The sequence below is a fragment of the Candidatus Vicinibacter proximus genome (assembly GCA_016713905.1).
GTDB lineage: Bacteria > Bacteroidota > Bacteroidia > Chitinophagales > Saprospiraceae > Vicinibacter > Vicinibacter proximus.
This window is the reverse complement of the sequence record JADJOE010000001.1, coordinates 173,253-186,600: the sequence shown is the minus strand read 5'-3', so window position 1 is coordinate 186,600 and position 13,348 is coordinate 173,253. Positions and strand designations below refer to the sequence as shown.

The 13,348-nt window shown below is 32.0% G+C and carries 8 protein-coding genes; 5 read left to right on the top strand and 3 right to left on the bottom strand.

Annotated elements, in window-relative coordinates:
• Positions 1 to 112: 112 nt before the first annotated feature.
• Positions 113 to 1,732 carry a hypothetical protein gene (locus IPJ83_00720; GenBank protein MBK7879071.1) on the bottom strand — a complete coding sequence of 540 codons (1,620 nt, stop codon included), beginning with the start codon at positions 1,730 to 1,732 and terminating at the stop codon, positions 113 to 115.
• On the bottom strand, positions 1,732 to 3,129 hold the full coding sequence (locus IPJ83_00715) for an oligosaccharide flippase family protein (protein ID MBK7879070.1): 1,398 nt from the start codon (positions 3,127 to 3,129) through the stop codon (positions 1,732 to 1,734). Before IPJ83_00715 ends, IPJ83_00720 begins: the two co-directional genes overlap by 1 nt.
• Before the next feature lie 85 nt (positions 3,130 to 3,214).
• On the opposite strand from IPJ83_00715, the gene IPJ83_00710 reads away from it, so the two are divergent.
• Positions 3,215 to 4,138, top strand: a complete 924-nt coding sequence (locus IPJ83_00710; GenBank protein ID MBK7879069.1) for a hypothetical protein — start codon at positions 3,215 to 3,217, stop codon at positions 4,136 to 4,138.
• Positions 4,135 to 5,226 carry a hypothetical protein gene (locus IPJ83_00705; protein ID MBK7879068.1) on the top strand — a complete coding sequence of 364 codons (1,092 nt, stop codon included), beginning with the start codon at positions 4,135 to 4,137 and terminating at the stop codon, positions 5,224 to 5,226. The genes IPJ83_00710 and IPJ83_00705 overlap by 4 nt, the downstream gene beginning before the upstream one ends.
• 73 nt (positions 5,227 to 5,299) lie before the next feature.
• Here IPJ83_00705 and IPJ83_00700 read toward each other — a convergent pair whose 3' ends face one another.
• Entirely contained in the window at positions 5,300 to 10,297 is a 4,998-nt protein-coding gene (locus IPJ83_00700) for a hypothetical protein (protein ID MBK7879067.1), read from the bottom strand.
• Positions 10,298 to 10,480: 183 nt separating this feature from the next.
• Between IPJ83_00700 and IPJ83_00695 the strand changes: the two genes are divergently transcribed.
• Genes IPJ83_00695 through IPJ83_00685 form a run of 3 tightly spaced genes read left to right on the top strand, consistent with a single transcriptional unit; the run spans position 10,481 to position 13,237 of the window.
• The gene (locus tag IPJ83_00695; protein ID MBK7879066.1) at positions 10,481 to 11,485 is read left to right on the top strand and encodes a glycosyltransferase; all 1,005 of its coding nucleotides are present in this window, start codon (positions 10,481 to 10,483) and stop codon (positions 11,483 to 11,485) included.
• The gene (gene rsmG / locus IPJ83_00690; GenBank protein MBK7879065.1) at positions 11,485 to 12,108 is read left to right on the top strand and encodes a 16S rRNA (guanine(527)-N(7))-methyltransferase RsmG; all 624 of its coding nucleotides are present in this window, start codon (positions 11,485 to 11,487) and stop codon (positions 12,106 to 12,108) included. The genes IPJ83_00695 and rsmG overlap by 1 nt, the downstream gene beginning before the upstream one ends.
• Entirely contained in the window at positions 12,098 to 13,237 is a 1,140-nt protein-coding gene (locus tag IPJ83_00685) for a T9SS type A sorting domain-containing protein (GenBank protein MBK7879064.1), read from the top strand. The genes rsmG and IPJ83_00685 overlap by 11 nt, the downstream gene beginning before the upstream one ends.
• Positions 13,238 to 13,348: the final 111 nt, after the last annotated feature.

Below are 13,348 nucleotides of genomic sequence, written 5' to 3'. Positions count from 1 at the left end.
GTTATAATATCTGCAACATAAATAATGAGCGCAGGCATCAGAGCTTTGATTCAACATTTCCTGGATCCAATTCATTGTTTCTGGAAGAAAGAAATCAATGAAGTGCAATACTTTAATTTTCATGCTTCCACCTATTTGTTATGTAAGATGTCCAAACAAGAATGGATAGTAACCTAAATTTGGATCCAAGATTACATGGTTTATAATTCTTCAAAAAATCTAAACTGTTGGATTGAAAATCTTTGATTTTAATATCGATTTGTTTTTCAAGAATGTGGTAATTATAAAAATTTCGTGTCTTGTTAAATCTATTAAGAAATTTTTCAAATATATCATTTAACCTAAATTTAAGAATGAATAAATTGGTATTGATCCAATTTAAAGGCACACCTGTCTTTTGCCAAGGTATATTACTTAAATATGATGGCATACTTGAATTAAGAGCGTTTAAATATAACTTTTGATCGTCGATAAAAGATTTATTTATAGAGTATAAAAAAGATATCCACTCCATATTATAGAATGGGGTTGCCACTTTAAAATGTCTGGATAAAAAATATAGATGAATTGGGGCCAAATTGGTCATTTTCTGATCGATAAGATAAGGATGTGTTGAGTTAAAGTCATAAAATGAATCTTGGATTTCTGGATTTGTATGGTGGAATTTAAAATTTTTATGTGCTTCATTTAAATCAATTCTTTTCTTTTTGTAATGAGGGGCATATCCTCCAAAGAAGCCAGATATAACTATGTTGTATTTATTTGATAGATCCATTAAAATATTCCCTTCATGGAAATGTTCAAGGCTCAATAATCCGTCACTATTTATAAAAGATTGCATTCTATCATTAAGCCAATTTTTATAAGATAATAGATATTGGTGATTATTTAAGTTTAAAAGCTTTGCACATTTGCCAGATATTACTAAATCTAATGTATTTTTAATACCAAAGCTAAAGGTTTCAATTGAGGGTATATTTCTAAGGAGCCAAGCTATCCATCTGCTATCCCTGCCTCCGCTCAATGCAATGGCTGCTTTTTGGTTCGAAAAATCGATAGAGTGAACACCTTTTGCAAACAATGAAATATACGAATCCATTGTGTTATTATAATTTTCTGGACTTGGTTTTATTTTTTTCCAAGACCAATAACGACGCTCAGTGACAGTATTATTTTCTAGGTTATGCGTGAATATGGTGGCAGCTTTAATTCTTCGAGTATTTTGAAACCATGTTTTATGAGACAGAAAATGACCGTTTTCATAATAATTAGCAATGGAATTTTCGTCCCATTTTAATTCAGCTTGAATAACTTCTGAAAGAAAGGATATTCGATTGGTATATATAAATCCAGAATGGTTTTCAAAAAGAAAAATTGGGATGAAACCTAGAGGATCTGTTATAATAATTAGGTAGTTGGTGTCTATTTCATGGATAATTAATCCTGAAATCCCGGACACGGAATTGAAGAAATTTAATATACTTTCAGCACTATCTTTTAAATTTAAGTAGTATAGTTTATTCCATTCTTTATGGAAGTTAATTTTTTCTACCGGGTTACCCAGCAGTATGATAATTCGGTTATTTATAATATTTGGATTTGCTGATGACCCAACATTTGATTCGCAATATAGAAAATTGTTTTTTTTGAAGGAATAAATTTCGTTTTTGGAAAGAATATTGTTTAAATTATTTATTCCATTTTTATGCCATCCTCCTAAAAAATCAATCATTATGATATTTTAAATTGTAATAGTTGTACAAATTTCTGATGATTTATCAGGTAAAGAATAATAAAGAAGGAGACTAATGCCAGCAAACTGTTAAGATAAAAATTTTCACATAAAAGAGAATTGGCATAAATGGTTATAATCAAAAGTGATAAAAATTTTGTAAGTTGCAAGGAGGTATTTAATAGTCTTATTTTGGATACACTAATGTTTTTAAATAGGAAGATAATTCCGAGAACTGTAAAAATGAAGGCATAAATTATGTTGAATTTAAGGAATATAATAATGTCAATGGAGAAGTATAAGAATAAAGTACAAATTAAATAGTTGGATACAACAAGAAGAACATTCCAATGAAGAATCCATTTAGAGAATCCTATAGAGAGAAGGTAAGTGGTAAGAATATTATTAATAGCCTTTATTAAAGCTATGATAAGAAAATAGTGAACAAAGATGTTGATTTCTGAAGCTTTATTGGGGTATGCTAAGTTTAAAATAAATTCTGCATGAAGCCAAATAAAAAAATATATGGGAATTATGATATATAGATAACTGGTAAAACTACTTAGAATTATTTTGTCAAGTTGGGAAAGTTGTTTATTGGCTTTGGACAAGCTTGGAAATATAGCTTTACTAAATATAGGGTTGATTTTGGAAAAGAGTAAAAAACTAAATTCAGAAGCTAAATTATAAGGTCCTAATGTTTGTAATCCAAAAAGCAAAAGAATAAGGAGTGTATCATATTGGCCTTGAATAAAGCTAAGAATTTGGGAAGCCATATTATGAATGGATGGTCTTATATGATTTATGGAAATATTTTTGAATGAAACAACACTTTCCATTTTGGGAAAATGAAGGCATAAGTAATAACACATTGAGTAATATATTAACTGTCTTAACAGGATACCTACTGAAAAGACATAAAGAGCAGGATAAATTGAAATCGTGGAAAAAATAAATATCAACTCAATTGTATAGGAAAGAATCTGAAGAAATGCAATTTCCTTTTGCTTTTCAATTAGAATAAGGTAATTATGGTGTCTGGACCCAAAAGCTATTGTAAAGAGCAATAGGCATGAAATTATTGCAAAAGGCCATGCATTGAATTCTTGGGTGTATAAAAAGATAAGAACAAAAGCCAGGACAGTCAGTATAGCAAAACGAGTCTGGATGAAATTTAATTTCTTGTTAAGTGGTTCGTTTAATTCATGCTGTTGTATGATGGAAAAGAACATACCCGGCTCAAAGGCCGCAAGCGCAAATCTAAATGTTATTTGCAGTAAGGCAAAGTTACCTAAGTCCTTAAAACCCATCATTCGACCCAGGAGTACCAAAGTTGTTACTTGAATGAGAGTAATTCCCGCAGTTGACAATAATTGCCAGCGGAAAGTACTATTCATTCTTTGACTGAACACTTTCAAGAGCAAGCTTTAAAAGCAAAATTAGACTTATTAATTAAAAAAATCGTAAAAAATAAATGTATTTTTGCCAGATATTCAAGTTGTTAGAGTGGAATACAGCGACAAGCACGAAATTTTTTTAAAAAAATATTGGCTGGAGGCATTGGATCTTAAATCAAGCACTCTGATTTTGGAAAGTTCTTATAAAGGCAGTAGCTTATTAGCTAGTTTTTGGATTAAAAAAGTTTTGAATTTTAGAATTGCCAAGTGCCCTCCTTTTACACCATATAATGTGCAGATAATACACGATGCCAATACACTAAATTCATCGGTCAGATATAATAATGAGATACATTTGTTATTGGAACTGAAACAAAAATTGATTAATTTTTCTCAAGTCCAAGTTGTATTTTTCCCGGATATTTTGCATGCGCCAATAGCGTTGGGAGAAAATTATTTATTGCATTATTCCATAAGTAGCCGTATACCGTTAGGTACAAAATTGGAATCTTTATGGGAAAAGTTGAATACTTCAACGCGTAACCACATACTCCATGCTCAAAAGGAATTGGAAATATCATTCGAATTAAATCTGAGTACTGAAACATTAAATTTTATTCTTTCAGATTATTATTATTTAAAAGAAGGACTATCTGCAATTAAACTGAAATCCATAGAACGACTTTTGTCCAACAAAAAACATATTAAAATTGTAACTTGTAGAAATAGAAACAATAAGCTCGTTTCCACATCTATATTTATCAAATCTGGATCTACATGGTATTATTGGCTAAATGTAAACAACCGGACGGCAAAGTCAAGAGGGGCCCCATCTGCTCTTCTTTGGGAAGGCATAAAAATTGCAATAAATGATTCTTGCGAATTTGTTTTTGATGGTTCCATGAAGCCTTGGATTATGAAGAATTTTAAGAATTTCTCAGCAGAAACGTTTCCATATTGTTATGGAAAGGTGAATCATTCAGTGATTTTTAGAATGCTCAATATTTGAATTTTAAAATGAGACTTGATCCAAGTTCAATTCTAGAAGCAGAACAATTGGCTTTAGGTTGGTTGATACAGGCCCATATTAAAGCGAATTTTAATGGATTTAGTCATAGTAAAAGGCTTTGGTTACCGGAGTGTATTTCTTGGGAAAAGCCATATCCAGAAACTACCGGCTATCTCATTGAAAACTTTTTGAGGTTTAATAACGGTGGTATAATAGAAAATAGTTTAATTGGCCTGAGATCTGCTGATTGGTTATGCGAAATTCAATCCAGTGAAGGCTGTTTTTTTTCCGGAGTTAAATTTAGCAAACCAAGCGCATTTAATACATCACAGATTCTTTTCGGACTAGAAGAAGCCTTTAATTTTGACAGACAATTCAGTTATAAAATGGCTTTGGTCAAGGCTATTGAATGGTTACTTAACCAAACTGGAACGGAGGGGAAATGGGAATCTGGACTATATAGAACTGGCTATTTTGCAAGTTATTACAGTAGAGCAATTTGGCCTCTTTTACGAACTGAGTATTTGGCTGGCCAAAGAGAAAAGGCCGTAAAGTCATTAGATTTTTTGTGGGTAAAGGTTAATATGTATTATAGTTTTGAGGATTGGGGATTTGATTCAGGTCAACCTGCACTAAGTCATACAATTGCTTATACCTTGGAAGGATTTTTAGAGTCGGCGATAATTTTAAACAGGGAGGAAATAATAAATTATTGCTTAAAATCTCTTGAGATATTTTGCAATGTTATCCAAGATCAAGGAGGATTATCAGCTAAATATGATACAAAATGGAAAGCGTGTTCTTCTTCAAAGTGCTTAACAGGCCAGGCTCAATTAATTAGTTTATTGGCAAAGGCATTTCAAATTTCCTCAAATGCTATTTTTAAAAAAACAGCTTTGAGATTATTAGAAGAGATGTTGTGTTGGCAAATTAAAAGTAATAAGAAATCCTTCAATGGAGCCTTTCCAGCCTCTTTACCAATTTACGGCGAATATTTTCCATTTAGATATGTTAATTGGAGCAACAAATTTTTTCTTGATGCCTGTTACCAAATGAAAAAAATATTGCCAGAATGGTTTGATCAATAATATTAAGATTGGAAAAAAGTAAAAATTAGAATTCCACCTACATTTAAAAACTGCAGATATTTTCGCAAAGTTTTTATCTAATAATTACCATTTTCCCGTAATTATTTTTAAAAAATTCATCCGTACCTGTATTGAATTTTTTTATCTCTTTTCCGGATTGATCTTTAAATACAACTTTGTATAAATAAACGCCGTTTGCCAATTTGCTTCCAAAGTCATCCGTACCATCATACTCATAGTCAGTAATATGTGTACCAATATTTAATGGACCAAGTTCAAATTGGTCAATTTCTTTAATTACTTTTCCTGATATTGTTAAAATTTGTATTTTGTAAAAGGCAGGAATTTCACTTCCGGTTAATGTATAGACAAACCTAGTTTTTGTTGTAAATGGATTGGGATAGTTAAATATATTGGACACACTACTTTCCCTAACAATGGTAAAACTTGTTAAAAGATCTGCATCTGAAATCTGATTTCCATTTGCATCCTTAGCACGAAGTAATAGTTCATAACTGCCATTTAGATTAAAATCGCCATCAATAGTAACCCTTGCTTCGTTTTTATTTTGTCCCAATGTTGCGGGAAAAAACTTAACATTCAACTGTGAAAAATATATTTGTTTAATTGTTCTGTCAGGGTATTTCAATTTGATGTTGAAAAGTGAAGTGTCTTCAAGAGGGAAACTTAAGTTTTCATCTTTAAGTGTAATTTCAATTTTAGTAGTTGGGGAAACTATTTCCCCATTATTAATTGGCTTCCCGTCAAAAGCCACAGTAACCCTGGGCTTTCTCAAATCTTTCCGGACATAATAGTCGACTATACCAATATTATTGAACAAATTTAGTTCAGGTTGATCGTTATCAGGATTTAATTCAATATATAGTTTGAACGCACCAGATTGCTTTGCAGTTGAAATGCTCAATGGTATTTTAATAGAACCCATTGATTTTACTGCGGCAAATCTCTTAGTTTGTATTATGGGAATGTTATTCGTTCCAACTGAAGTAAATTTTACCAGCAAACTATCCATATCAAAATCACTTAAATTTTGAGCTAAAACCTCAATATTTAAAACTGATCCTTGATTTAATGTATCTGCACTTTTCTTAAACCATAAATTTGGATTGATTGCAATATCAGGATATCCGGAATAGTAAACCCGCCAATAGGCATTATTTGGAGATGTGCGACTAATACTATCTTTGGAATTCCATTCTAATTTTAAGTAAGGATATTTTGAAGCATCAATTCCTCTAAGATCATATGCCTGATCAGAGAAAGGTCCAAATAATTTTGTTTCTATACCATTGTTATCAAGACCATAAATATTAATAGATTGAACATCTTCATTTCCATCAAATTTATTGAAATCCCAAGAAAAAGATTCATAGGATTTAGCTGGTCCAATTAAAGTGGAATTTACCGAACCTTCAGTATATTTTATATATACAAAATGGCCCAAATCATTTTCCGAATTGAGATTACCAAAACTTTCTTTTGCGATGTAATCAGATCTATTTTTTCTAAAAATAAAAATGTAAGGAACTGAACCAGTAAGTTTAAGATTCTCTATGTTTTTAGCTCCATAAGAATGTAGAATGGAGTAAAGGTTTTTTTGGCCATCTGAATCCCAGGATTCTGGATAAAAACTTCCATTATTCTGAACTAAACTAGATAATACTACAACTGCATTATTTGGTATTCCATTTTCCAAAAATTCAATCAGATTTTGTCTTTGTTCTTTTGTTTCCGTTTGATATAGGAAAAATTTTTGCCCGGCATATGCAGGATCAGATTCACTTTTGAAATCTCCACCTGTTTGATTAATAAGTAAAGATCCGTTTAGGGGATGAAAGACGGAGACAAGAATACCGGAAATATTATTTCTGAAATTGAAATGGTTATAGTCGACTTCTACTTGGGAACGATAAAATATTTTTGGTCTTAAAAAAGTCGTAGGCGTAGTTGCTGCATTGAATACTCTAAAATCCTCAATACCTTCTTTGAAAGTGTAGCTTCTTTCAGGTTCTTCAATTTCCATTTGATTAAAATTGTTTTTTGCATGCTGGAAATAATGCGATTGATTCCAGCCAGTTTTTTCACCCGGAAGATATATAAATGAACTGTTTCGCCATGCTAGAATGCCTGATTTTAAACTATCGGGGCGAACTCGCCAATAGTATACAGTATTTGGAGAAAGATCATTTTCAAGGGGCCAACTGATTACTCCGCCTTTTTGATAAATAGCATTCACTTTTTTTACAGGAGAATTAAAATATTCAGTGGTGTCAATTTCTAGGAAGTAAGTTGAGGGGTTAGCAAATGCATTTCCGGTACTTGCTAATAATGTTGGACGTTGAGTTTTGATAATACTGAATTCTTGAGGATAGACCGGTCTTGCATCATCACCTATTACATAGTATTTAAATCCTTTTTCCCCACTTATGGAAATTAATTCATTATTATTTTCTGCAATCGGATTAGGTGATTCAGCAATTTTTTCATTAGCATCCACCTTCATATATAGTTTGTTAAAACCAATTGATTTATCTCCGTTGACCGGTATTGTGAATTCAAAATTAGATCTGAGGGAAGGACTTGGAACTAAAGCATCATAAACATTGGTTATTTTACCGTCAGGACCTTCATTCTGAATGAGAAGATTAATACTGTCTCTATAATTTACACCAAGATTTACCAAATCAACACTAAATTTGAATTCTTTATTATTGGCATAAATTAAGCCAGGGTTTATTTTTGCTGTTGATGCATCGATGGTAAAATCCTGGCCAGGATTGTTATTAAACGCTATGGAAGGATCACCATTAAAACTTGTGGATAAAGCTTGATGAATAATTGATTCATTTTTGGTTAACACCATATTTGTGTTAACTTCTTTTATTGCTTCACCAATAGCTTTACCATAATATTTCCCTCCAAGCTGTCTGTAGAATTCAGATCCATATACAGATAATACATAAGGTAGCCCTGAGGTTGAATTGGCAAGATAAATTATAGACCCTCTGTCTGCAGCAAGATTGTGTGTTTCACTAATACTCCTGATATTGTCAAACATTTGTCCAGCATAGCAACCCATTGCTACAAAAAGATGATACTTACCTTTATTTTCATATGAACTGATGTTTTCTAAATTAAAATCTAGTCTAAATGCAACAGAGTGTCCCATAAATGAAATGATAGAAACTCCATTATCCACAAGGGATTTCAGTCTTTCAGAATTTGAGACTTCAATTGCAGAGGAACTTTGTTTATAAAAAGTTTCAACCTGGGCTCCGTATTGATTATTTTCAATAACATCTTCCATAGAGGCGAGCTGTGATGAAATAATGCCAAAAAGAGTTGGGTCACCACCTGAAAGGTGTATTACCTTTTTAAGCCATTCGCGATTAGTTATATTATGGCTGGTAGATGAGATAAAATTCTCATGTTCTTTCACTTTATTAAGATAATCAGAGATTTCATTTCCGTTAACTGCGGGAATTCGACCCAATGCATAAAATGGAATTCTGGCAGAATCGGAAACCATCATATAATCGGCTGCAGGTGCACTATGTGTAGGAACAAAATTGTTTTCCCTTGCATTATTTTTTCTGTAAACATGGTATTCCAGCCCTTTCCCTATCAGCAAAACAAAGCGAGTATTTGGCCAAATAAGTCGACTGTACTGAAAAAAGTTTCTCATAGAAATGGCATGTGCATAAATACCATAACCAAAACTATTATAAATATCTTCAACAGAAACAAGTTTTACTTTATGTCCTCCACCTTCAGTGCTGCTTCTGTAATTAAGATATGCTTGAATCTGGTTGTTCCCCAAATTTCCATTAATAAGTCTATCTGAACTAACAATGATAAAGTCATAATCGCTATTTTCAAAAATTGGAAAATTCGTTTGATTTAATTCAGAAATTATGTTGATCTGGTCTTTATTTAAAATAATGATTTCTCTATCTAATTGAGAAGCAGGTAAATTAATTTTATAAATTCCATTTGTTTCTCTTGAACTCAAGAGGTATATTTGGTTAGTTAAATCATAGACAATAATTTCATTACCACCGTTAAAATCTTCTATTTCGAGATAGCGCTTTGTTAGTGAGTTTGGTATAAATAATTTTGAATATTTTGATTGATCAAATTTAAATTCAGCAGGAAAGGAATACTCAATTTTCGAAACACTTAATCTATCATCCCTATTGCCATCAGCAAGAATTTTAAAATTCATTTGTTCTTTTAATTCCTCTGCATTTAAAGTAATTCCACCCTGCCTTACTTTAAATCCTGAAAAAGCAGTAAAATCTTTAAATTCATTATCGAGATAAAAGGATGCTTTATGTGCCGATGCATCTTCCCCATAGCCGAATAATGTGGCTTTTATATTAACTTCCAGAAAATCTTTAAAAAGATTTTTAAAATTAATTGAAAAAGTACGTTCTGTAAAATAGTCTGTTCCATATCCCTGACCTTCGTCAAAATCCGGCATTTTCTGAGTGTGTTGGTAACCAAAACTCCTTTTGGTTGTCACTTCATTGTAAAAGTCAATTACTTTTTTTGTATAATACAAATCTTTAGGTAATAAGTTAACCAAATCATTATTTACCTCAGAAATCCTTTTGTTATTGCTCCCTTGAGTCCAAGTTAAAAAATACGTAAGACTGTCTGTAAATATGCTGTACTCTGAATTGAAAAGTTCACTCTTGTCTTTAAATAAGGTTTCATCAAGTTCAGCCCTGTTTCTAAAACCCATAAATTCAATATAATCGTTTGGGCCAAAAACTCCCTGAGTGGTAGTTCTTATTGGTACTTCTTGACCAAGTTTGAAAAGCTGGAATTGATCTCCTCTGATACTTTGAACCGGTAGCCCAGAATTCAATAAAGTTTGGAAATTTATCCTATAGAATCCGTCTGCGGCAAGGTTAAATTTATAATAACTCTGACCCTTTACCAACCATTCGTTTCCAAACAATTTCTTACCATTGAAAGTCATTTGACAATCGATGGATCCAAGAGAAAGTAATGAAATTAAGATAAATATTAGAATATAGCGCATTTTTATCATATTTAACCCTTAATAAAATAGACAATCAACCGCAAACATATAATAAAATATTATAATATAATAGTCAATTTAAAAATTTAACTTAATTTATACGTGTATTTTTTACTTTTAATTACCCTTTTATTCTTTTTCTTAACCCTACAGATTCTCTTTTGGATTCTGCAATTATCAAAAGTGATATTTTATAGAACACCTCCGCAACAGGCAATAAACAGCTATCCCTTCATAACAGTTCTAATTTGTATAAAAAATGAATATTTCAACCTGAAATCCAATTTACAGTCAATTATTGATCAAGATTACGAGGAATTTGAGATACTTATCGTGGATGACCATTCTTCAGATTTGAGCATAAAGTACCTTAAAGACAAATATACAAAAGAACCTAAACTGAAAATTCTGGAATTAGGGCCTAATCAAAAAGGTAAAAAAAATGCAATTCTTGAGGCCGCCAAATACGCCAAATCCAATATTTTCTTGTTGACGGATGCGGATTGTAGACCACATTCAAGTCGTTGGATTAATGAAATGGTTAAAAGCTTGGGAAAAGAGAAAGATATTGTATTAGGTTATACTCCATATTTTAGCAAACCAAGCTTTCTAAACAAGTTTATAAGATTTGAAACATGTATGAATGGGGCGCAGATACTTAGTGCATCTATCTTAGGTTTTTCATATGCAGGTGTAGGAAGAAATATATTATATCGACGCACTTTGGTGAGTCCAGAAGCGTTGCAAATGGCATTTCTATCAGGAGATGATGACCTTTTAATAAATAAGGTGGCCACCAAAAAAAATACCATAGTTTGTATGGACCCTGATTCATTTGTTTATTCTATACCAAAAGGGTTCTGGATAGATTATTTTAAGCAAAGGTGGAGACATTATTCAACGTCCACTGCCTATTCAATTGGATCTCAATTTTATTTATTAGGCTATTTTATAAGTTTAATTGGTTTTTATGGAATAATGATTATTTGCCTAGTTCATAAAATGGCATTAATTGCATTGCTGGCATACTTCATAAGACTTTTATTTGTTTGGCCTATTTTTTATGGTTTGTGTAGGAGGTTTAGAGAGACTGGGTTATTTCTTTTATTTCCAATTTTAGAACTGAGTTATGTGCTTTTTATATGTTTGCAATTACCTTTACTCTTCATACGTAAGAAATCCTGGTAATGGATATAGTTTTAAAATACTTTAAGGATTTATCTCCACGGCAAAAGCAAATGTTCTATGAATTGCTACCGATTTACCAGGAATGGAATTCTAAGGTCAATATTATTTCGCGCAAAGACCTGGATGAATTCTATTTGCATCATGTCTTACACAGTCTTACATTGGTGTCCAAGCTTAGTTTTAAACCCGAAACAAGAATTTTGGATTTGGGATGTGGTGGTGGGTTTCCTGGGATTCCATTAGCTATTTTTTATCCAGATGTACAGTTTACTCTAATAGATGGTACCGCAAAAAAAATCAAAGTTGTAAATGATGTAATTGACCGATTGCAGATTAAAAATGCTGAGGCAATTCAAATCAGGGCCGAAGAACATAAGGGAAAATACCATTTTGTCGTGACGAGAGCAGTTTCTAAACTTCCAGAATTGTTAAATTGGAGTAGTCATTTGTATGAAAGGAGCCAGATTAATGCTATTCCAAATGGATTAATAGCTTATAAGGGAGGAGATCTCAAAGAGGAAATTAAATCCATCCCCAGAGGTTTCTATTATGAAAAGTGGGACATCTATGAAGATTTTCCTGAGCCATATTTTGAAGAAAAATACTTGGTTTATGTGCAATAACAGTAGGTATTTCTGGATATTATTTTTTGTGATTTTTTTAAGTATTTATCCTCAGTTTATTGATTCACAAGTACTTAGTTTAAAGGAGGTGTGTACATTACCAGTAGAATTACAGGAAAGTTCTGGATTGCTAACCCTGAATTCAGGAAATACTTTTTGGACCCATAATGATAGTGGGAACGATCCGCATTTGTTTGAAATAGACACCATGTGTAATATTTTAAAAAAAGTGGTGGTGAGAAATTTGCCGAATGTGGATTGGGAGGAGATAACCAGCGACACTGAAGGAAATGTTTATATAGGTGATTTTGGAAACAACAATAATGACCGGAAGGATCTAAAAATTTATTGGATCAAAAATTTACAAGAAAACAAAAGCGACACCATTGACGCAAGTGTAATTTCATTCCGATTTGCCAATCAAATAGGATTCCCACCCACAGAGTCATATCGCAATTTTGACATGGAGGCTTTCATATGGTATCAGGGAAATCTTCATCTATTCAGTAAAAATAGGACGAGTCCATTTTCTGGGTATTGCTATTACCATAGAATACCCGACAAACCGGGTGATTACATTACCACATTAGTCGACAGCTTTTTAACGGGTAAAGGTCTTATGCAACAATATTGGGTTACAGCAGCAGCAGTAAGTCCCGATCAAAAAAGCCTGATATTGTTGTCTTATGACAAATTTTGGTTGTTTTACCCATTGATTAGCGCTAATTTTTTTTCATCCAGATCAAAAACCATAAATTTTTCAAGTTTAACCCAAAAGGAAGCTGTTTCCTATGTTTCTGAGCAAGAAATATGGCTGACAGATGAGTATTATTCTCTATTAAGAAATGGAGGTAAATTGTACCGAGGGTTTATAAACCCATTATTAAAAACTATTCAACCCGAGAATGTTGGAGGTTTTATTTCTCCTAACCCAACCAGGGATTTTCTTAAAATTGATTTTGAAGATCTTTTAAATATTAGCATTTGGAATCCTTTGTCAGATTTTTATTTTTTTCCAACTGTTCCCGAAGACCGGATGATAAATGTTTCAGACCTAAGGCCGGGGATTTACTTTGTTGAAATTGAGACTATACAAAAGAGGGTTATACAAAAATTCGTAAAACAATAATCCATTGATAAAATTAAATGATTTAATAACTTGTATATATTGTAAAAAATTATATAAATAAAATCTAAATATTTGAAGGTACACTTAAGCCTATAATATTATCTTCGCATT